Here is a 19,482-nt window from a genome sequence, read left to right on the forward strand (position 1 = left end):
CGTTGTTGCTTTCGCTATGCACTTCCTCCGACGACATGAGCCAGCTCGCACAAATGAAGCTGCGGCGGCTTTGGCAGAACGCCGAGCACCGTAGCCATTATGCCGAGCGGATATCCCTTGGCAAACGAACCGAGCACTTCCCTCTTGCACATGCTCGCCCGAAAATGCCTGTTTGTATGAAACTGTCCAATATTGACTGCAAGCGGCTGATCGACACTCAGAAGCAAGCTTGTTGATACATAACCCGGTTGTTTGCGCATATAGGGGATTGTATGCTCGAAGTGAGCAATCAGTTCTTCCCGCTTCTCCGGAGCAAACTGAACGATATTCACGAAATGAGATAATTTCGACCCCTGTTCAATTGCCGTGTAGCCTTGATCCGACCTGTGATCGCTAATTTCAACCGTATACCGATTCGGCGCCGCCGATTCCTCATCTGTTGCGTTGACATGCGCGAGAGAAATAACATGCTTGCCTCTGGTCGCACGCAAAATAGCGCCGCTCTGCACCGAGCCGTCATGCCAGACCCGGTCAATGGCGCTTATCGCTTGGCGTACCTCGTCCTTCTGTTTGTGCCGATATGGCGCAGGAAGCACCTTCAAGCGGACAAGCTGTCCGACGCCCTGCCTTAATTGCAGTACCGAATTTAATTCGCCTTCCATCTGTAAATCACCCCGCATAGAATCGGTCTTTAGAATAATGCGTTGATTGTCCGCTCAATTAGTTGTAAGATACAACTATCTTTATGATTGTATTATACAAGTTTTCGAGCTGTCAATTACAGTTCAGAAGTTGACAAAAATGTGAATAAGTGGTGAACAAAGATGGATGCAGATAACAACGCCCTTCAGTTGCTTCAGCAAGAGATGGCGATCTTCATACGCCGAGCGGAAGCTGCCCGAATTGCCTATTTGAGCGAGCATGACTGCGATCGCTCTACCTATCTATTGCTACAGCATCTGAAGAAGAATGGGCCTGTCGGCATCAAAGCGCTTTCAACTTCGCTGCAGCTTGATATTTCCACTGCGAGCCGCCAGATTACGGGACTAGAGGCGAAGGGCTTCGTCGAACGCACCTCCGACCCGAAGGATGCGAGAGTGAGCCTTCTTCAATTATCCGAAACCGGCAGCAGCTTCCTGTTGCGCGCGAAGCAGCTCCGTCATCAGTTCTTTACGCATTTGCTGGAGGATTGGTCGCAAGCGGAATGTGAACAATTCGGCCAATTGCTTCAGAAGTTCAACCATACTGTCGAGCAATTTCGACAAAATAAGATATCCCTGTTAAAGGAAAATGAAGAATAATGTCGAATAAATTCATTACCAGAATCGGCCTGCAATAGGCAGAATGGAGTCCTGTGTAATGAATACCATTCGTGATTTAATTATTAATCTTTCCATATTATCCGTATTTATTGTTATCGCTGGACAATTGTTCTACCACAAAGAGGGGCTTACTGCCCGCACTTGGCGTTATAAGCTGGCCGTTGGCGTTGTCCACGGCCTTTTTGGCATTGTGCTAATCCTCTTCGGCGCCTCGCTCGATGACCGTCACGTCATAGATTCCCGATTTCTGGCGATCCTCATGTCTGCTTACTTTGGCGGTCCAATCTCTTCGGTCATTACCGCTAGCATCATTATTATATTCCGAACGCTGCAAGAGCCCTCTCTCTTCTTGACCCTCCTCAGCGCCAGCATGATTATTGCGCTCGGTTGTGGATTCATCTCCATTAAGCTGCGCTCGCATACACGCAAGTGGCTCTATATGCTGCTTTTTTTATCCACCGTGCTTGTTGTCGATTACGTCTTTATCTTCAAGTTCCCGCTTCAGCCTTATCTTGCCGAGCACCTTGCCATTAATCTCATTGGCGGAGCGTCGACAGCGGTGCTCTGGCAGTTCTTCAGGCGTAACCGCGAGCTGACCAGTCAGATGGAGCTGCTGAATAACGAAAACCATGAAGTGCTTCGGCTGCAGCCTGGCCTCATCTATAGAGTGGCGGTGCAGTCAACCCGTTATAAATGTACGATGGTTACCGGACAGCTCATGGAATCGCTTGGACTGAAATCGTCTGATTTCGTCGGATTGTATTGCGATGATATTCAATCGATGCCCAAAGAAATCCTTACGCTGCTGCAGAGCCACTACGACAAGGTACTCCATACCGGAGAGAAGTCCGGGTTCGAAATCAACATCGCAGGAGTTGACTTGCTCGTTGCTATACAGCCGATATACCGAGACGGGCAAGTGAAAGAACTCATCGTCTTCTTCACTGACATTACCGAGCGCCTTAAGCGGATTCTCGCTGATGAAGCGAATCAGGCGAAGAGCCAGTTCCTTGCGACGATGAGCCATGAGATCCGTACGCCGCTCAGCGGCATTATTGGCTTAACGCAGATTCTAATGAATACGTCGCTCTCCAGCGTGCAGCGCGAATATCTCTCCAAGATTAATTCGGCTTCGAACGCCCTGCATTCAATTATTAACGATATTCTGGACTTCTCTAAGATCGAGGCTGGCAAAATCGAGCTTGAGCATGTGCCCATTCCGCTTGACGACTTCTTCGGCAAGCTCTCGGACGTGACCGGGCTGCTGATTGACAATAAGCCGATCGAAGTGTTGTTCGACATCACGGACAACTGCCCGAGCGCCTTCATGGGCGACCCGCTCAGGCTTGAACAGATTCTGCTCAATCTGTGCGGCAATGCGATTAAATTTACGGAAACCGGATCGATACATATTAAATGTGATGTGATCAACGATGCGAATGGACGCATGATTCGCTTCAGCGTGCAAGATACCGGCATTGGCATATCACCAGAGCAATTGAATCATCTGTTCCGCCCGTTCTCGCAAGCCGACAGCTCAACCACGCGCAAATACGGGGGAACCGGGCTTGGCCTCATTATTTGCAAGCACTTAGTTGAAAGGATGGGCGGCACGATAGATGTTGCCAGCGAGAGAGAACAAGGCAGCTTATTCTCCTTCCAGCTGCCGCTCGAGCCCGCGTCTGAATGGCCTGCGACTGCTAAGTTTAAGGAGCTCGCAGGACGCCGCGCGCTGCTGCTTGGAAGTCCATCCCTATCGCTGTCCCATGTACGGCAGCAGCTGCTGTCGATGGGCGTTGAAGTACTCGTCTCCGAAACGTGGCCGATTCAGCAGCCAGACGCGGATGTCGTGCTCATTGATGCCTCGCAGCCTTCGCTCACAACCGGCTTATGGATGGGTTTGACGCAGGAAGCGCGCCGCCGGCGTATACCGAGCGTTACGATGGCAACGGCAAATATTCGCAATGCGCTGCTGCACACCGCAATCGAAGAGCTCTCCAGCTGCATCCTGCTGAAGCCGATCAGCCGTATTCGGCTATACCAGCGGTTGGTGGCATTGCCGGAGCAGTCAGCGATGTTAGCGGAGCCAATCGACAGCAATACGGTTGCCGCGCTAGCTGCAAGCCGCAGCGAGCTGAGGGTCATTCTCGCCGAGGACAACGAGATCAACCAAATTATCGGACTGGAAATTCTGCAAAGCAGCGGGTACTACGTGGAAGTCGCGAACAACGGCTATGAGGTGCTTCAATTACTGGAGCAATCCGAGTGGGATGCTGTACTCATGGATATTCATATGCCGGAGATGGATGGATGCGAGGCGACGAGACGGATTCGCGCCGACAGACGATTCAGCTATTTGCCGATTATCGCTTTGACGGCAGATGCGTTCACGCAGAATCACGACCTCTACTATGAAGCTGGCATTACCGACATCGTCACGAAGCCGATTGAGAAAAGCGATCTGATGCGAATGCTGCACAAGTACTGCGGCGCAGCGGGGGCTGTAGACTAGCTGAAGAAAAGGAAGGCCATCCCCTTAGAGGATGGCCTTCTGTATGTCAATCCAGCGACAGCTGCCAGGTCACGCCGAACTGATCCTGCACCCAGCTGAACCTACGGCTGAACGGATACTCCCCAAGCGGCATCAGCACTGATCCGCCCTTCGACAGCATCTCATGCGCACGGTCAATCTCCGCTTCCGCCTTACATATCACAAAGATGGAGATGGATGGCGTAAACGTAAACGCATGCTTCACAAAACTATCGCTGCACATGAACAATTGCTCACCAAGCTTGAACGACGCCTTCATGACGCTGCCCTCCGGTCCCGGTCCGCCTGCTTCATACTTCTGCATGCTTACAATCTCCGAGTTGTCGAAGACAGAGATGTAATAGTTCATCGCTTCCTCAGCCTTGCCTTCAAACATAAGAAAAGCCATAAATTTCTGTTGCTTGGCTTCCACACTCGCCATCTCCTTTTTTGGGGCAATCTAGGACAAGTATACCTTATTGCACACCATGCTCACAGCGCGATTACAGTCCTTAACATTTCGCATCACACTGCACTTGTAGTACTATTAAAGCTGTACAATAAGAACGGATAGGATGTGTTCATGATGACGAATATTCAAGCGGAATTGGAGCGTCTGCTGAAACAAGAGCAGGATCTGCAATTTACCTCTTTTACGAACGAGACGGCTTTTGAGATTGGTACGCGCATCATTCAGAAGGCTCAGCAGGAGCAGAAGGCGATTGCAGTTACAATCGTGCGTAACGGTGAGCTTCTCTTCCATACGAAGATGAACGGCACAACTGCGGATAACGATCTGTGGATCAAGCGCAAACAAGCTGTTGTGCACCACTTCGGTCACAGCTCTTACTACATGCACGTGAAATTCAAAGCTGAAGGCGGCTCGGTCGAAGGTGCTTGCCTCGATCCGAAGCAATACGCAGCAGAAGGCGGTTCGTTCCCGCTGCTTATTAAGAACGTCGGCGTTGTTGGCACGATCTCTGCTTCCGGACTGCCCGGCGATCAAGACCATCAGATGATCACATCCGTGCTGGAAGAATACCTCGGCACACAATAAGACTTATGGATTGAAGGAGTCAATGCCATCATGAAAACACTTGTCGTACTCGCCCATCCGAAGCTGCATGAATCGCGCGTGAACCGGATGTGGAAAGAGAGATTGCAGCAGGAGCCGTCCATTACGGTGCATGATCTGTATGAGACGTACCCGAACGAAGTGATTGATGTGGAGAAAGAGCAGCAGCTCCTTCTGCAGCACGACCGGATCGTCTTCCAATTCCCTTTCTACTGGTACAGCACCCCCTCCCTTCTGAAAAAGTGGCAGGATGAAGTGTACACGTATGGCTTCGGGTATGGCACAGGCAATCAGCTGAAAGGCAAAGAGTACATGCTAGCCATTTCCGTAGGACGCGCTAAAGACTCGTACCACCCGGACGGCGAAAGCCTCTACACGCTCGATCAGCTGCTTCTGCCGCTGAAAGCGACCGTTCTGCTGACCGAGATGCGGTATGTGGAGCCGTTCGTCGTCTACCACGCGCCGCGTCTGACGGATGAAGAGCTCAAGGCGAGCGCGGATCGACTGGCCGTATATCTAACTTCTCCGGCTGACGCACTTATAGCTAGATCATAAAGAAAGCCCAGTACCTGCGTGAGCGGTACTGGGCTTTAGCTTTCTTGCTTTTTCTTGCTTTTTTTTCTTGCTTTTTCTTGCGCTTGCTTACTCCATTTGCTTCGGCGCCGAGAGCATAATCGTCGTCCCCTCGCCAAGCGTCGAGTGAATAACGAGCTTTCCGCCAATGCCGCGCGCACGCTCCTCCATGCTGAACAGCCCTACGCCTTTGCGCTCCACTTCACGTACGAAGCCTCGCCCGTTGTCAACGATACGCGCGTGGACGAAGTCTCCTTCCTCCCGTAGCTCCACAACAGCTTCGGACGCCTCCGCATACTTGCCGATATTCGTCAGCGCCTCCTGGATAATGCGGTAGAGCGCCGTTTCCACGCGCGGATCGAGCCGCTTGCGAAGCTCGCAATGAAGCAGCACGCGAAGCCCGTAGTGCCGCTTGAAATTGTCGATATACGTGCGGATTGCCGGTACAACGCCAAGATCGTCAAGCACGGACGGGCGCAGATCCCATGCCAGACTGCGCACCTCCTCGACGATGTACGTCACTGTCCCCCGTATCGCAGACAGCTCTGCCTTCTCGCTGCCTCCTTCACCGATCAGCCGATCCAGCTGAATGACAAGCCCGAACAAGCTCTGACCAATACCGTCATGCAGCTCCAGCGAGAATCGCTTGCGCTCCTCCTCCTGAATTTGCATCACCTGCATCATCATCCTCTTCAGCTCTTCCTCTGCCAGCTTCAACTGTGTCACTTCGCTGCGAATCGCCAAATACTGATACGGCTGCCCGGTCTCATCAAGAAACGGCATGATCGTCGTATGCACCCAGTAGTAGGAGCCGTCCTTCGCCCGATTCTTGATCTCGCCGCGCCATACGGAGCCTGCACTGATCGTCGCCCACAGCTTACTGAAGAATGCACTGTCATGATGACCCGAATTAATAATGCGGTGATCCTGCCCAAGGAGCTCGTCGCGGCTGTACTTGGAGATTGCGCAGAACCGGTCGTTCACGTACTGAATAACCCCTTGGCGGTTCGTCACGACAACGATGGATGACTCGTCGAGCGCCAGCTTCACGTCTGTCAGCTGCTGCAGCATATGCTTCAAGTCTTCGCGGAACGCCGAATCATGAATATGGTCATCCAGAGCGTGCAGCAGCGCATTGACCTTATGTCCGATCACTTCCGGATACGCACGCTCGCTATTCAAAGTTCAGCAGCCCCTTCTTCAGCGCATAGCGGACCAGGTCAGGTCTTGTGCGAAGGCCGAGCTTGTCCATGAGATGGCTTTTGTGCGACTCGACGGTCTTGACGCTCAGCATCAGGTTCTCCGCGATTTCCTTGTTGGCATACCCCTTCGCAATCCAGACGAGCACTTCCCGCTCGCGTTCGGACAACGTCTCGTACGAGTCGGTGCTTTCCCCATGCTTCACCTTCTCGAGATAATCGAGCATCAGCCGCTTCGTCGCCGTTGGATAGAGGTAGGCGTCCCCTGCCGCAACCGACTGAATCGCATTAATCAATTCCTCGTGAGGCGCACTCTTCAAAATATAACCGGAAGCGCCCGCATGGATCGCCCGGAATAAATATTCATCATCATCATGCATCGTCAGGATGAGCACATTCGTGCCCGGCAGCAGCTTCTTCAGCTCCTGCGTCGCAGACATGCCATCCCGGCCGTTCGGCATGCTAAGGTCCATCAGCACCACATCAGGCGTTAGCTCCTGAGCCAGCCGAATCGCTTCATTCCCATCTGCGGCGTCGCCGACGATATGTATGCCGTATTTCTCATCAAGCAGCAGCTTCAGACCAGAACGCACAACGGCGTGATCGTCCACGATTAATATACGTATCATTGCATTATCCCCCTAGGGACTACCGACTTCTAAATCAGTGTTTTTTCCCCTATATATTCAGTGAATTCCCTAATATCCCTCTGCGTGCTCTTCAGGTACGATTATAAGAACACCTACAAGAGGAGCGACTGCAAGCCATGATTAATGTAAATGAAACCCGGCGAAAACAGCTGGATTACATAGGAATTACTCCGGATACGCTCGCTTTCCTGAAGTCCCACGAGCAAACGTTCAAGCAAATTACACAGCAGGTCGTGGACGAGCTGTACGAACGTATCCAGAAGCAGCCCGAGCTGGCTGCTTTAATTACCGCGCACAGCACCCTTGAGCGGCTGAAATCGACGCAAATCTGGTATTTCCAAACGATGACCGACGGATTAATTGATGAAGCCTTCATTGAGAAACGCCTCTTCATCGGCACCTTGCACTCGCGCATCGGGCTCACGACGGACTGGTACCTCGGCACCTATATGTTATATCTCGACATCGCGACTCAATATTTGTTGAGCGCTGTGCCGGATCAGTGGCTCCAAATTATACAAGCCTTGTCCAAAATGTTCAATCTCGACTCCCAGCTCGTCCTCGAAGCGTACGAGAAGGAAGAGAAAGCGTATGTCCAGAAGATGGCCGACGATCGCCAGCAGATGATTACGACGATCAGCTCCGCCGTTCAGGAGCTCGCAGCGATGATGGTCGAGCTAACGACCAGCACGCAGACGGTAGCGGAGACTGCGACGCATACTGCGCAGCTACAAGAGGACTCGCACGATAAGGTCGAGCATCTGAGCGCGCAGATGAAGGAAATTCAGCTGATGGGCGGCGTCATTCAGGAAGTTGCCGACCAGACGAATCTCCTCGGCCTCAACGCAGCGATTGAAGCGGCGCGTGCCGGCGAGAGCGGGTACGGCTTCGAGATTGTCGCGCGGGAAATCCGCAAGCTGGCACAGAGCTCCAAGCAATCGTCCAAGACGATTCATGAGAAGCTGCGCGATATGAATGCCATTATCGGCGAAGTGAAGCAGCGCAACGACGAGACCGTGAAGCTTGCTCGTTCGCAAGCCGAGAGCTCGAAGGAGCTCGCGAACTTCGTGAATATGATCGAGATGATAACAGATGAGCTGAGCAAACTAGCTTAGTTGTAACGAAAGAGAGCCTAGCCGCAAGCAGGCTCTCTTGTTCGTTCGTATGTAGCTGTTAAACCAAATGGTGAATCTGCAGGTCCTTCTTGTATTCCCTTAAGTACTCCGCAAGCAGCCTCCGGTGGCACTGATGCGGCTTATGCTCGCTGCACATGAGACAGATCGTCTCGCCTTCCCCGAACAGCTCCTCTATCTTCTTCTCGATCTGGCGCTTTGCGATAAGGTCGATGAATAGCTTCTCGAACTCCTCCCACGACACCTGCTTCTGCTTAATCGCTTCAAGCAACTCCTTCGTAGGGGCAAGATCAAGGTCATGGGTATACCCGATATTGACGAGCTCCAGCACATAGCTGAGGTCGTCCTTCTTGGCATATCCCGCAAGCTGCGATACGTTGTTCAGCCGCGTATCAACCACCTTCGTCACTTGGTGCTCGCGCAGATGGGTGACAAAGGTACGTAATGATTTTTGGGCAAATCCGATCGTGTAGAGCGGCTTACCTTGCATTGTGCAGCGCCTCCAGCGCGGTCTGCTCATCCGGCAGGAAGAAGAACTGCTTGCCTTGATTGCTCTCATAGATGAAATCTTTCAAGCTCTTGCTGCTATATCCGCTAAAGTCGCCGACAATCGCAAGATTCACTTTGTAGTTCGTAAACTTCTGCAAAATATCACCGGCGAGCTTCGTGCTCAGGTCGAAGAATGGCTCGGCTACGGCTGACTTATGAATGAGCAGCTTGTAGCAGCCGTCATAGTTATATTGGATTGAGGCCATCAAATCAAGCGCATCCTGCACGCTGCTGATGACGATCTCTTCACTTTCAATTACGGCTACGCTGGAGCTGCCCTTGTGATTCAATGTAATATTCATTGCATTTACCCTCCCGATTGCATGCTATTGTTCTCTATCCATTATAGCCGTTTGTGATGCCGAAGCGGAATGAGTAAACTAGAGTCTATATGGACTTGCACTTATAAGGAGGATTTACGATGAACGAGGCAACACCTGCAATGGAAATTGGAATCAGTACGTTTCTGGAGACGACGCCAGACACGGCGACGGGCCACACTATGAGCCACGCCGAGCGACTTCGCAACGCGGTGGAGGAAATGGTGCTTGCCGATCAGGTCGGCCTCGATGTATACGGCATCGGAGAGCATCACCGCCCGGACTATGCGGGTACAGCGCCGGCAGTCGTGCTTGCCGCAGGCGCGGCGGTGACGAAACGCATCCGCCTTACAAGCGCCGTAACGGTGCTGTCCTCGGATGATCCGGTGCGCGTCTATCAAGCGTTCTCGACGCTGGACGGCATCTCGAACGGACGCGCGGAAATTATGGCGGGCCGCGGCTCGTTCATTGAATCGTTCCCGCTGTTTGGCTACAGCCTCGACGACTATAACGAGCTGTTCGAAGAGAAGCTCGAGCTGCTGCTTGCCATTCGCGCCTCGGAGAAAGTGAGCTGGCGCGGAGGTCATCGCCCAGCCATTGAGAACCTCGGCGTCTATCCGCGCTCCGTGCAAGACCCGCTCCCGGTCTGGATCGCCAGCGGCGGAAATGCCGAATCAGCCGTTCGCGCAGGAATGCTCGGACTGCCGATCGCATTCGCGATTATCGGCGGCATGCCGGAGCAATTCGCACCGCTGGTCGACCTCTACAAGCGTGCCGCTGTGTCAGCCGGACACGATCCGTCGAAGCTGCAAATCGCGACGCATTCGCACGGCTTCGTCGGCGATGACAATGACCGCACGGCGGATCTGTTCTTCACGCCGACCGCAGCGCAGATGAACGTCATCGGACGCGAGCGCGGCTGGGGCGGGGAGTATACGCGAGCAACGTACGATGCAGCCCGCAGCCTGCGAGGCGCTCTCTATGTCGGCGACCCGGAAACCGTCGCCGAGAAGATCGTGCTGCTGCGCAAGAACCTCGGCGTTACGCGGTTCTTCCTGCACGTGAACGTCGGCACGATGCCGCATAAGGAAGTGCTGCGCGCCATTGAATTGCTCGGCACGAAGGTTGCGCCGCTCGTGCGTCAAGCATTGGGCCAATAAGAGGAGGTTTCACCATGTCCACAGGAATAGCTTCGATCGCTACCTATCGCCCGCATCCCGGCAAAGAAGCGCAGCTATTAGAGATTGTGCGGCGGCACTTGCCGACGCTTCGCGCCGAAGGGTTCATAACGGAGATGACGCCGATTCATCTGCAAGCGGAGGATGGTTCAATCTTGGAAATCTTCGAATGGGCGTCCGCCGAAGCGAAGGACGCCGCCCATCAGTCGCCCGCAGTACGTGAAGTATGGAGCGTCATGATGGAAGTGGCGGAGATGGCATCGCTGGCGAGCCTCGCGGAGGCTGCTCAGCCGTTCTCGAACTTCCGCAGGCTGGAGCTGTAAAGCGGCCTGCGGCCGCTAGAATTCCAGCAGCAGCAGCAAATACACCATAAGCGCCGCCCCCATGAAGGCGGCGAATTTATAGTTCGGCCGCGCCAGCTCGAATACGGTTCGCTTGAACAGCCCGGACAGCAGATTGTTCACTGCCGACGCCGGCGAAACCGTGTTCGAGACGGCCCAGCTGCCGAGCAGCAGCACTGCCATATAGATCGGCGTAGCACCTACGCTGTACGGATCGACGCCGTTCGCGAAGACGCTGACGAGCACGATCGGATGCAGGCCGATGATGGATGTGCCTGCGATCAGCACGATCGCGAGGAGCGAGAACGCGACCGCAATCGGCAGCGGAATATACGCCAGCATCTTCGGCACGAACGCGCCGAAGCCGACTGCGCCAACAGCTCCGCTGAAAAAGCCTGCGGCGAGAAACAGCGTAATCTCTTTTTTCAGCGCAGGAAGCGTCACGGTCAGATGATTGGTCAGCCCTTGGCGATAAGTCGCCATCGCGCCTTTGGCGAAACACCAGATCAGAGGGAAGAAGACAGCGGACATGCATGTAATGATCACCATAGGCACGTCGATGAGCGGCTCCAGCAGCAGAATGACGCCAATAGCGCAGATCAGATAGACCGCAAGCCCGACTGGAAAAGCAGCCTTTTTCTTTTCACCCGGAAGCCCCTTCACACTCTCCGTCTCATCCGTTTGTTCCTCTCCTACTTGCTTCAACTTTGTGTAATCCATAAGGAAACTGACAACAAGCGTAAGCAAGGACAGCACGATCAGATAGGGAAGCAGCGCAGACCAGTTCAGCTTCAGCGCCGTCGTCACAATCGCCATTGCAGCGAAATAAGGAGACCAACAGATCGCCCCCGCAAACCCTCGATTCAGCGCGCCGGCAAGCAGTCCCTCCATCTTCGGACGCGGCTTGACGAAGGCGAGATGGTATACAACCGGGATCGAGCCCACGTTAATGAACGCGCCCATAACCTGCGTCAGCAGCTGCGTGCCGATGAACATGACGCTGCCGCTCCTGAGGCTCGTATCATAGAACTTTCTTAGTGCCTCGACATAAGCCGGAATACGCACCGGAATGCCGAATAGCGGCGCGAAGACGAACAGCGTCACCAGCGTCGCATTAATACCCGCCGATTCAAACCAGACACGGGCGCTCGCCTGTTGGACGATCAAGAGCACCGCGCCGCCCGCGATGAAAGCAGAAGTGAGCCAGAGCGTCATTCCCCGCAGCTGTGGCAGGAGCACAGCCATGGCAATGAAAACAAGCCCGCCTAGTGCCCAGACGAGCCAATCTGCGCCTGTTAGCTGCGAAGCGATGAAGACGGCGGCGAGTGCGAATATGAGTATACGGTCGATTTTGAACATTTTGAACATAATGATCTCAGTCCCTTACTAAAACTCCAATTATTGTCCTATCATAACCCCATCTTAGGGCGCAAGCATAGCAGAAGAAGCCAGCCATGGCGGCCGGCCTCTGCTCATTCCTGTTATAGAGAGCCCCAATACAGCCGAGTCTCGTAATCGAAGTTCACGTAGCCATCTTCATTGCAACGGTCATATAGCGCCTTCAGTGCAGTCATCATCGCATCATAATTCGGATGTCCCGGCACCGGAACGAAGGACGAGGAAGCAAGGCGGCCGCACAGGCCTTCATAATCGAACCGCTGCTGATTCTCAAACTGAACCTCCTGCATATCTCCAGACTGGAAGAAAGCAGTAAGCGCTTCGGGCGTAATATTCTTCTGATTGACGGTCTTGTAGTCTGTGCCATACGTTTGCAGCAAGTGCTCGTATCCTTCCCGAAACGGCGTGCCTTCGGTAAGCGGCGTATTCCAGATCAGTACGACCTTGCCGTCATCCGGGAGGCGCAAGATTCGCTTGAACTCTGCTCCCGCAAGAGCGCGGTCAAACCAATGAAACGATTGAGCGCAGACGATAAAATCAACCGATTGGTCCGCGAGTCCCGTTGCTTCAGCCGAACCATCCACAGCCCGAAAGCCGCTCTCGGCGCCAAGCCGCGCAACTGCTGCCTCACGCATCGGCCCGTTAGGCTCAACGGCAACGACCTTGCTCCCGCGATTCAGCAGAAGCTCGGAGAAAATGCCTGTTCCCGCGCCAACATCGGCAACTAAGCTATGAGGCGTAAAACCAACCGCATCGTACAAATAATCGACTGCATCTTGCGGATAGGTCGGACGATATTTCACATAGGCGTCCACCTTGCCCGAGAACCGATCTTTGCTGTCCATTGCAGCATCACCCTCCTGATATTACGATATTAGTCGAACTGCCAGCAGCTCAGGCTGAGGCTGCCTAACTGATAGCTGCGGTGAAGGAGCGTCGCCTTGCGGTTCGCGTCCCCTGCACCCATCGCGAGGAACAATGGAATGAAATGCTCTGTCGTCGGCACCGAGTCAACTGCGTAAGGCGCCTGCTCGCGGTAGCGGAATAGCGCTTCCGTGTCCCAGCTCGTAAGCTTGCTCTCCAGCCACTGATCGAACTCGACCGCCCAAGCATCTGCCTCTGCCGCCCGCCAGTTCAATCGGCGCAAATTATGAACCGTGCCGCCGCTGCCAATAATAAGAACGTCCTGCTCCCGCAGCGCACCTAATGCTACGCCGATCTGATACTGCTGCTCGTTCGTGAGCATCAGGTTAACGGACAGCGCGATGACCGGAATGTCCGCATCCGGATAAATCAATTTCAACACTGCCCATGCGCCGTGGTCAAGCCCTCTCGTCTCATCAAGCTCGCTTGGAATACCATGCTGCGCGAATAACGATTGAATCTGCTCGCTTAAAGCGCGGTTGCCGCTCGCCGGATACGTTACCTGGTATAGCTCATCCTGGAAGCCTGAGAAATCATAGATCGTGCTGTACGTGCCGACTGCGCTAACCTGCTGAACAGGCCGTTCCCAGTGGGCGGAGAAGAGTACAATCGCCTTGGGGCGTGGTCTTGTGGAAGCGAAATTTTTCAGAAAATCACTGTAAGCATGCTGTTCCAAAACAAGTGAAGGCGCACCGTGCGCGAAGAAATAAGCCGGCATCATCATCGTTTCTCTCCCTTATGTGTGTTTCAATTTATATTAGTATAAACAATTTATTTTCTATATGACTAATATTATTCCTGAAATGCTGGCAAGTCAACTTGTAAATTGTTAATATCAACTTATATTTTGTATGACAAATATTTCAGTTAGGGTGAACATAAGCATGGATATCGGCTCTTCGATTCGAGCGATCCGAAAGCGCAAGCATATAACGATTGCCCAAATTTGCGAGGAAACCGGCTTGTCGCAAGGGTTTCTTAGTCAAGTGGAGACGAATAAGACGTCCCCTTCCATCTCCACGCTGGAGAGCATCGCCAAGGCTCTGAAGGTACCGCTTGCTTACCTGCTGCTGCAAAAGGAAGACCGGATGAAGATCGTGCGCAAGGGTGAGCGGCGCGTTACGTCCAGCAGCAGCGAGCAGTTTAAGGTGGAGCATCTTAGCGCCACGGATAAGGTACGCATCGTCATTGTCGAGCTGCCGCCTGGCGCGTCGACAGGAACGGAGCCGCACGCCCATGAGGGCGAAGAAGTGCATGTGGTCATTAAAGGAAGTATTTACGCAGAGCAAGGCGAAGATGCGGCAGAGTTTCACGAGGGCGATTCGTTCAGCTGGAACGCCTGCATCCCCCATCTCGTTCGCAATATCGGCGAGGAGACGGCAGTCGTACTCATCTCTATCTATACGGAGACGGATTATCAGCCGGATCGGCTATAGTTTCGCGGATTGAAGGCGTGGATTATAGCAAATGCTAAAGTCCTGTAAAGGAACCTCCTAAGCGCTTGCTTACGCATGAAGCAAACGGTATCATTACGAAGTTAGAGCATATTTTTATAGAAAAATGAGGGATTATGGATATGGTACAGCCGAAAATCATTATCGACGCCGATACGGGAATTGACGACGCACTCGCGATTCTATACGGAGTCAAATCCGGTAAGGCGGATATTATAGGCATCACGTCGGTCTTCGGCAACATTCCTGTCGAGCTTGCGACCGAGAACGCGCTCAAGGTGTTGAAGCTTGCCGGATTGGAAGGTCAAATTCCCGTCAGCCAAGGCGCTGCACAGCCGCTCGTCCGCAAGGTAGACATCTTCCCTACATTTGTCCATGGCACGAACGGCATTGGCGATGTAGAAATTCCACGCACCGCACAGCTTCCGGTGGAGGAAGCGGCAGCCGATTTCATTGTTCGCCAAGCGAGTGAACTTCGTGGCGAGCTTGTCATCGTTGCGCTCGGACGCCTTACGAATCTGGCACATGCGCTTCAGAAGGATCCTGAGCTTCCTTCGAAAATCAAACAGGTCTATATTATGGGCGGCGCTGTTCGCGTACCAGGTAACATTACGCCAACCGCCGAAGCGAATATATGGGGCGACCCAGAGGCGGCAAGCTTGGTCATCGAGTCAGGCCTGCCGATTACGCTGATCGGACTTGATGTCACCTTGCAAACGATGCTGCATCAGTCGCATCTCGATGCGCTCAAAGCTTCCTGCAAGCCAGAGAACCGCGACGTAGTCAACTTCTTGAACGATTCGATGCAGTTCTACTTCAACTTCTACCATGAATCGAACGGCTACAATCAATGCGCGCCGATGCATGATCCGCTAACGGTGCTTGCAGCAATCGAGCCTGGCATCGTGCAGACAGAGCAGCTGCTGCTGTCGGTGGAATGTCAGGGCGAGCACAGCCTCGGGATGACGGTCGCCGACTTGCGGCCGAAGCCGCTCGTCGGTGCGCCGGTTAACGTTGGCGTGAAGGTGGACGCTGAACGGGCGGTTGAGCTGCTGCTTGGCGTGTTTTAAAAGAAAGAAGACGGAGCGGCCCGATGTGGGCTGCTCCGTCTTTGTTTGTTTTGTTCGTTAGCCGATATGCTGCCCGTTCACCACGAGCTTCACTTCGATGTTGCCGCGGGTCGCTCGGGAGTATGGGCATACGCCATGCGCCGCCTTGACTAGCTCCTCCGCTATTTGCTGCTCTACGCCATCCACGTTCACATGCAGCTGCGCCGCCAGCTCGAAGCCGCCGTCTCCCGCTTTGCCAATGCTGACATGAGCGGTTACGTCAGTGCCTTCATGCTGCACTTTCTTCATGCGCGCCACCAGGTTCAGAGCGCTATCGAAGCAAGCTGCATAACCCGCCGCGAACAGCTGCTCCGGATTGGTTCCCGTTTCGCCATTGCCGCCAAGCGCCTTCGGCATCCGGACTTGGAGCTCCAGCACCCCGTCTGACGATGTAATAACCCCATTACGTCCGCCTTCTGCTGTTGCGATAGCTGTGTATAATGTGTCCATTTGAATGATCGCTCCTCATTTATATTTTATACAATTTAATTTGATACAATTAAATTAACACGACTAACGCCAGACGTCAATGACAAAAATCAGCAAGGTCTCTTTCGGCGTCTTTGCAAAAGATTAACATGATCTCGTGACGGGCTGTGGTAGGATGTGCATAACTATGCTGCTCCGAGCAGCTCACAAACAGCAGAGGAGAGGATCGCGATCACGATAAATACTAGCCAACCAAGAGGTAAAGCGAGAACGCTCCTCGAATTGTTGCTCGTGTCGACGAAGCTTGGGCTTACCTCGTTCGGCGGTCCAATCGCTCACCTTGGCTATTTCCACAACGAATATATACGCCGCCGCAAGTGGCTGGATGAGCGCAGCTATGCGGATCTTGTCGCCCTCTGCCAGTTCCTCCCCGGACCGGCAAGCAGCCAAGTCGGCATCGGCATTGGATTGATGCGTGCCGGACTGCTCGGCGGTCTCGTGGCGTGGATCGGCTTCACGCTGCCTTCCGTTCTTGCGCTCGTCGCGTTCGCGATTGTGTTGCAGGGCAGCGGTCTTGCGAATGCGGATTGGATTCACGGCTTGAAGATCGTTGCCGTTGCCATCGTCGCCCATGCCATACTCGGCATGGGCCAGAAGCTGGCGCCTGACCGCATTCGCGCTACCATAGCCATTGCAGCCGCAGTCTTCTCGCTCTTATGGCCTTCCGCTTGGAGTCAAGTGCTGCTCATTGTTTGCGCAGGGCTGCTTGGATTGCGGCTCTATCATCACCGCCAGGATGCGTCCGCAGATGCAGCGCCGATGAAAGTGCCGGTAAGCCGCCGGTTCGGAGCGTTCTGCCTCGCGCTCTTCTTGGCATTGCTGATTGCGCTGCCGCTGCTTCGAGAGTGGACTGGCTCTTCCGCTGGAGGTCTCGCTTTATTCGACAGCTTCTACCGCTCAGGCTCGCTCGTCTTCGGTGGCGGTCATGTCGTGCTGCCGCTGCTGGAGCGTGAGGTCGTGCCGACCGGTTGGGTTAGCCCCGAGCAGTTTCTTGCCGGCTATGGGGCTGCGCAAGCGGTGCCCGGTCCGCTGTTCACCTTCGCTTCCTATCTCGGCATGATGGCTGAAGGGGTGATCGGAGCTGTCATTGCGACAGCTGCGATCTTCCTCCCTGCCTTCCTGCTTATCGTCGGTGCACTGCCGTTCTGGAGCTCGCTGCGCACGAGCCCGAAAGTGCAAGGCGCCCTTACCGGCGTGAACGCTGCGGTGGTCGGCATTCTGCTCGCCGCGCTCTATAATCCGCTATGGACGACGGCGATCCTTGTACCAGCGGACTTCGCGCTGGCCGCTATCTTGTTCGGCATGCTTGCCTTCTGGAAGCTGCCACCTTGGATTGTCGTCCTCACCGGAGCAGTCGGCTGCATGCTGCTGGGCAGCTTATAAACAAAACAACCCGCCAAGCGTGAACTTGGCGGGTTGTTTTGTTGCCATGGGCATGGTAGCCAGTCGTTTGGCTAACGGTACGCAGCGACCTTATTGAGTTAAAATTAGCCTATCTGAATATGTAACGGAACTCAGCGTCGCTATTGGCCGATTTTTCGATGTCATGAGACTCTTTTGCTCAGAATAACGCATCCTGGTTCCGTTAGCGCTCACGGCGTGCTCTTTTTCACCGAATAACGATTGTGAGTTCCGTTAGCTCCGCCATGCGGCTGCCTAACTCAGCAACCAACCGGCTCGCACGTGACTAGCTCCACGATCTATGCCTTCTCGCCCAACCCCGCAAGCGCCCCTTGATATCGCTCGAACCAATGCTTCCACTGATCCTTGCGGGATTCTATCGTTCTGCCGTCCAGCAGAGCACCGACTACGTCCAGGCAAACATGCCAACCGGCGAGGTCCCTCGGTGTATGGTCTGTCAGCTTGCTCAGCTTCTCGAGCAGCACCAGTCTGCAACCGTTAGGCTCCGGATACAGCTCGAATCGGACAACATCCTCGCCCCACGTGTACTCGAGAACGGACTGCGGCTTCATCTCCAGAATCGGCATGTCGATCACATCGCCGCCTGGCATATGAAACTTCATGCTGCCCCCTTCTCGCAACTCTGAGACGCGCAGCTCGGAGAACCACGTTGGCAGAAGATCGTTGTCGGTCAAATACGCCCAAACTTGCTGAACCGAATGGTTATATGAGCGCTCGAAACGAGCCGTATACCCCTCATTAACTTGTTCCACGACTGCTAGCATTGATGCACCTTCCTCCCCATCAGCTCTATAACTCCCATTATGACATATTTCCGAGCTGGATTTGACGCTGGAAGCGCTGAATGAACATTTTGGACACCTGCGTCCCTTTATTCGTCTCCGCCCGCGCCCATCCAAGCTGAATGGGAGGCTGCTCGACGCCTTCAATATCTAGCTTGGTAAGCCCGCTGTTCAGCGACACCGATCTGTCGATGAAGGAGAAATCATACCCGATCGTACCAGCCAGATTCTCGCGAAGAACAGTGACGAGGGCGTACGGGTTGTTGCTCGTAAACATGATGGAGAGGGGACCGTGCGCTTGGGTGAACTCTTCCACAAAATCATGCACATGCGGTTCATCATATAGCACATAAGGCAGCTTCTTCATCTCTTCCGGCGTAATTCGCTTCCTCCCTGCAAGCGGCGAGTTATTCCACACGCCGATGACCATCCTCCCTTGCCAGATCGGTTCAAATACAAGCCCCGTCCCGATCGGCGCCGCATTGCCTCTTATGCCGATAAGCCCGATATCGACCTTGTTATGCCTGATTTCATCCAAGATGCGGTCTGATTTCTCTTCCACGATTCGAAAAGCAACATTCGGATAATCCTGCTTGAAGCTCGACACCGTCTTAACCAAGGACGCCATCACACCTGGAATGGCAGCTATCCGCAACTCCGCATGCATCAGCTCTGACATTCGGGACGCACCGTCCTTCATCTCCTGCAGCTTGCTGACCACCTCGAGCGCTTTCTGGATGATGTCGGTTCCTTCCTTCGTCGGCGTCGTGCCTGATCGCGAACGGACAAATATCTGGATATCAAGCTCTGCCTCCAGGCTAGCAATGGATTGACTGATGGCAGATTGCGTCACATGCATATTGCTTGCAGCGAGCGATAAAGATTTGGTCTTCGCCACTTCAATAATGTAATACAGCTGATCCAAGTTCACTGCGCGCAGCCTCCATTTTGCATTAGTTTATCTAATACTAGAATTATAAATGTTAATTATTCTTATTCAAAGCTGCGCGTTATACTGGACTCGTTTGAACAGA

Annotated in this window: 22 protein-coding genes; 10 read left to right on the forward strand and 12 right to left on the reverse strand. The window is 53.7% G+C overall.

The window, feature by feature from the left end:
• Positions 1-14 precede the first annotated feature (14 nt).
• Positions 15-662 (reverse strand): antibiotic biosynthesis monooxygenase family protein, encoded by a 648-nt coding sequence (locus tag AC0YNX_RS20015; RefSeq protein WP_475817467.1) that lies wholly within the window; start codon positions 660-662, stop codon positions 15-17.
• 162 nt (positions 663-824) lie between these two features.
• On the opposite strand from AC0YNX_RS20015, the gene AC0YNX_RS20020 reads away from it, so the two are divergent.
• Complete coding sequence (locus AC0YNX_RS20020; RefSeq protein ID WP_475817468.1) at positions 825-1,301, forward strand: MarR family winged helix-turn-helix transcriptional regulator; 477 nt, start codon at positions 825-827, stop codon at positions 1,299-1,301.
• A 58-nt stretch (positions 1,302-1,359) separates the two neighbouring features.
• Entirely contained in the window at positions 1,360-3,834 is a 2,475-nt protein-coding gene (locus AC0YNX_RS20025) for a hybrid sensor histidine kinase/response regulator (RefSeq protein WP_475817469.1), read from the forward strand.
• Positions 3,835-3,880: 46 nt separating this feature from the next.
• Here the strand turns inward: AC0YNX_RS20025 and AC0YNX_RS20030 are convergent, their stop codons facing one another.
• Complete coding sequence (locus AC0YNX_RS20030; RefSeq protein WP_475817470.1) at positions 3,881-4,285, reverse strand: VOC family protein; 405 nt, start codon at positions 4,283-4,285, stop codon at positions 3,881-3,883.
• Positions 4,286-4,435: 150 nt separating this feature from the next.
• Between AC0YNX_RS20030 and AC0YNX_RS20035 the strand changes: the two genes are divergently transcribed.
• Together AC0YNX_RS20035 and AC0YNX_RS20040 are read left to right on the forward strand one after the other, a co-directional pair.
• Complete coding sequence (locus tag AC0YNX_RS20035) at positions 4,436-4,909, forward strand: heme-degrading domain-containing protein (RefSeq protein WP_475817471.1); 474 nt, start codon at positions 4,436-4,438, stop codon at positions 4,907-4,909.
• 30 nt (positions 4,910-4,939) lie between these two features.
• Entirely contained in the window at positions 4,940-5,482 is a 543-nt protein-coding gene (locus AC0YNX_RS20040; protein ID WP_475817472.1) for an NAD(P)H-dependent oxidoreductase, read from the forward strand.
• An 87-nt stretch (positions 5,483-5,569) separates the two neighbouring features.
• Here the strand turns inward: AC0YNX_RS20040 and AC0YNX_RS20045 are convergent, their stop codons facing one another.
• Together AC0YNX_RS20045 and AC0YNX_RS20050 are read right to left on the reverse strand one after the other, a co-directional pair.
• Entirely contained in the window at positions 5,570-6,682 is a 1,113-nt protein-coding gene (locus tag AC0YNX_RS20045; RefSeq protein ID WP_475817473.1) for a PAS domain-containing sensor histidine kinase, read from the reverse strand.
• Positions 6,675-7,328: a response regulator transcription factor gene (locus tag AC0YNX_RS20050; RefSeq protein ID WP_475817474.1), complete on the reverse strand. Its 654-nt coding sequence runs from the start codon at positions 7,326-7,328 to the stop codon at positions 6,675-6,677. Before AC0YNX_RS20050 ends, AC0YNX_RS20045 begins: the two co-directional genes overlap by 8 nt.
• Before the next feature lie 137 nt (positions 7,329-7,465).
• Between AC0YNX_RS20050 and AC0YNX_RS20055 the strand changes: the two genes are divergently transcribed.
• Positions 7,466-8,464, forward strand: a complete 999-nt coding sequence (locus AC0YNX_RS20055) for a protoglobin domain-containing protein (protein WP_475817475.1) — start codon at positions 7,466-7,468, stop codon at positions 8,462-8,464.
• Between the two features lie 58 nt (positions 8,465-8,522).
• On the opposite strand, the gene AC0YNX_RS20060 is transcribed toward AC0YNX_RS20055, so the two are convergent.
• Complete coding sequence (locus tag AC0YNX_RS20060; protein WP_475817476.1) at positions 8,523-8,972, reverse strand: DUF488 domain-containing protein; 450 nt, start codon at positions 8,970-8,972, stop codon at positions 8,523-8,525.
• On the reverse strand, positions 8,962-9,333 hold the full coding sequence (locus AC0YNX_RS20065; RefSeq protein ID WP_475817477.1) for a DUF4180 domain-containing protein: 372 nt from the start codon (positions 9,331-9,333) through the stop codon (positions 8,962-8,964). The genes AC0YNX_RS20060 and AC0YNX_RS20065 overlap by 11 nt, the downstream gene beginning before the upstream one ends.
• Before the next feature lie 140 nt (positions 9,334-9,473).
• Here AC0YNX_RS20065 and AC0YNX_RS20070 point away from each other — a divergent pair, with 140 nt between their 5' ends.
• Together AC0YNX_RS20070 and AC0YNX_RS20075 are read left to right on the forward strand one after the other, a co-directional pair.
• A complete protein-coding gene (locus tag AC0YNX_RS20070; RefSeq protein WP_475817634.1) occupies positions 9,474-10,511 on the forward strand; it encodes an LLM class flavin-dependent oxidoreductase in 1,038 nt (345 codons plus the stop codon).
• A 14-nt stretch (positions 10,512-10,525) separates the two neighbouring features.
• On the forward strand, positions 10,526-10,852 hold the full coding sequence (locus tag AC0YNX_RS20075; RefSeq protein WP_475817478.1) for a putative quinol monooxygenase: 327 nt from the start codon (positions 10,526-10,528) through the stop codon (positions 10,850-10,852).
• A gap of 15 nt (positions 10,853-10,867) precedes the next feature.
• On the opposite strand, the gene AC0YNX_RS20080 is transcribed toward AC0YNX_RS20075, so the two are convergent.
• The 3 genes from AC0YNX_RS20080 to AC0YNX_RS20090 all read right to left on the reverse strand — a co-directional run bounded on the left by AC0YNX_RS20080 (position 10,868) and on the right by AC0YNX_RS20090 (position 13,913).
• Entirely contained in the window at positions 10,868-12,238 is a 1,371-nt protein-coding gene (locus AC0YNX_RS20080) for a hypothetical protein (protein ID WP_475817479.1), read from the reverse strand.
• A gap of 113 nt (positions 12,239-12,351) precedes the next feature.
• On the reverse strand, positions 12,352-13,113 hold the full coding sequence (locus AC0YNX_RS20085) for a class I SAM-dependent methyltransferase (protein ID WP_475817480.1): 762 nt from the start codon (positions 13,111-13,113) through the stop codon (positions 12,352-12,354).
• Between the two features lie 29 nt (positions 13,114-13,142).
• Positions 13,143-13,913, reverse strand: coding sequence for a DODA-type extradiol aromatic ring-opening family dioxygenase (locus tag AC0YNX_RS20090; RefSeq protein WP_475817635.1), 771 nt, complete (start codon positions 13,911-13,913; stop codon positions 13,143-13,145).
• A gap of 163 nt (positions 13,914-14,076) precedes the next feature.
• On the opposite strand from AC0YNX_RS20090, the gene AC0YNX_RS20095 reads away from it, so the two are divergent.
• Together AC0YNX_RS20095 and AC0YNX_RS20100 are read left to right on the forward strand one after the other, a co-directional pair.
• Positions 14,077-14,628 carry a helix-turn-helix domain-containing protein gene (locus AC0YNX_RS20095; protein ID WP_475817481.1) on the forward strand — a complete coding sequence of 184 codons (552 nt, stop codon included), beginning with the start codon at positions 14,077-14,079 and terminating at the stop codon, positions 14,626-14,628.
• Positions 14,629-14,768: 140 nt separating this feature from the next.
• A complete protein-coding gene (locus tag AC0YNX_RS20100; RefSeq protein WP_475817482.1) occupies positions 14,769-15,716 on the forward strand; it encodes a nucleoside hydrolase in 948 nt (315 codons plus the stop codon).
• A gap of 57 nt (positions 15,717-15,773) precedes the next feature.
• Here the strand turns inward: AC0YNX_RS20100 and AC0YNX_RS20105 are convergent, their stop codons facing one another.
• Positions 15,774-16,205, reverse strand: coding sequence for an organic hydroperoxide resistance protein (locus AC0YNX_RS20105; protein ID WP_475817483.1), 432 nt, complete (start codon positions 16,203-16,205; stop codon positions 15,774-15,776).
• A 216-nt stretch (positions 16,206-16,421) separates the two neighbouring features.
• Between AC0YNX_RS20105 and AC0YNX_RS20110 the strand changes: the two genes are divergently transcribed.
• Positions 16,422-17,627 carry a chromate transporter gene (locus AC0YNX_RS20110; protein ID WP_475817636.1) on the forward strand — a complete coding sequence of 402 codons (1,206 nt, stop codon included), beginning with the start codon at positions 16,422-16,424 and terminating at the stop codon, positions 17,625-17,627.
• A gap of 317 nt (positions 17,628-17,944) precedes the next feature.
• Here AC0YNX_RS20110 and AC0YNX_RS20115 read toward each other — a convergent pair whose 3' ends face one another.
• Together AC0YNX_RS20115 and AC0YNX_RS20120 are read right to left on the reverse strand one after the other, a co-directional pair.
• Positions 17,945-18,430, reverse strand: coding sequence for an SRPBCC family protein (locus AC0YNX_RS20115; protein WP_475817484.1), 486 nt, complete (start codon positions 18,428-18,430; stop codon positions 17,945-17,947).
• A gap of 37 nt (positions 18,431-18,467) precedes the next feature.
• Entirely contained in the window at positions 18,468-19,379 is a 912-nt protein-coding gene (locus AC0YNX_RS20120; RefSeq protein WP_475817485.1) for a LysR family transcriptional regulator, read from the reverse strand.
• Between the last annotated feature and the right edge of the window lie 103 nt (positions 19,380-19,482).

This window comes from Paenibacillus sp. J31R98, assembly GCF_056269245.1.

Excerpts from the sequence above, each read along its gene's own strand:
- AC0YNX_RS20015 (WP_475817467.1), bottom strand. The coding sequence starts at position 662 with ATGGAAGGCGAATTAAATTCGGTACTGCAATTAAGGCAGGGCGTCGGA.
- AC0YNX_RS20020 (WP_475817468.1), top strand. The coding sequence starts at position 825 with ATGGATGCAGATAACAACGCCCTTCAGTTGCTTCAGCAAGAGATGGCG.
- AC0YNX_RS20025 (WP_475817469.1), top strand. The coding sequence starts at position 1,360 with ATGAATACCATTCGTGATTTAATTATTAATCTTTCCATATTATCCGTA.
- AC0YNX_RS20035 (WP_475817471.1), top strand. The coding sequence starts at position 4,436 with ATGATGACGAATATTCAAGCGGAATTGGAGCGTCTGCTGAAACAAGAG.
- AC0YNX_RS20040 (WP_475817472.1), top strand. The coding sequence starts at position 4,940 with ATGAAAACACTTGTCGTACTCGCCCATCCGAAGCTGCATGAATCGCGC.
- AC0YNX_RS20050 (WP_475817474.1), bottom strand. The coding sequence starts at position 7,328 with ATGATACGTATATTAATCGTGGACGATCACGCCGTTGTGCGTTCTGGT.
- AC0YNX_RS20055 (WP_475817475.1), top strand. The coding sequence starts at position 7,466 with ATGATTAATGTAAATGAAACCCGGCGAAAACAGCTGGATTACATAGGA.
- AC0YNX_RS20060 (WP_475817476.1), bottom strand. The coding sequence starts at position 8,972 with ATGCAAGGTAAGCCGCTCTACACGATCGGATTTGCCCAAAAATCATTA.
- AC0YNX_RS20065 (WP_475817477.1), bottom strand. The coding sequence starts at position 9,333 with ATGAATATTACATTGAATCACAAGGGCAGCTCCAGCGTAGCCGTAATT.
- AC0YNX_RS20070 (WP_475817634.1), top strand. The coding sequence starts at position 9,474 with ATGGAAATTGGAATCAGTACGTTTCTGGAGACGACGCCAGACACGGCG.
- AC0YNX_RS20075 (WP_475817478.1), top strand. The coding sequence starts at position 10,526 with ATGTCCACAGGAATAGCTTCGATCGCTACCTATCGCCCGCATCCCGGC.
- AC0YNX_RS20080 (WP_475817479.1), bottom strand. The coding sequence starts at position 12,238 with ATGTTCAAAATGTTCAAAATCGACCGTATACTCATATTCGCACTCGCC.
- AC0YNX_RS20085 (WP_475817480.1), bottom strand. The coding sequence starts at position 13,113 with ATGGACAGCAAAGATCGGTTCTCGGGCAAGGTGGACGCCTATGTGAAA.
- AC0YNX_RS20090 (WP_475817635.1), bottom strand. The coding sequence starts at position 13,913 with ATGATGCCGGCTTATTTCTTCGCGCACGGTGCGCCTTCACTTGTTTTG.
- AC0YNX_RS20095 (WP_475817481.1), top strand. The coding sequence starts at position 14,077 with ATGGATATCGGCTCTTCGATTCGAGCGATCCGAAAGCGCAAGCATATA.
- AC0YNX_RS20100 (WP_475817482.1), top strand. The coding sequence starts at position 14,769 with ATGGTACAGCCGAAAATCATTATCGACGCCGATACGGGAATTGACGAC.
- AC0YNX_RS20105 (WP_475817483.1), bottom strand. The coding sequence starts at position 16,205 with ATGGACACATTATACACAGCTATCGCAACAGCAGAAGGCGGACGTAAT.
- AC0YNX_RS20115 (WP_475817484.1), bottom strand. The coding sequence starts at position 18,430 with ATGCTAGCAGTCGTGGAACAAGTTAATGAGGGGTATACGGCTCGTTTC.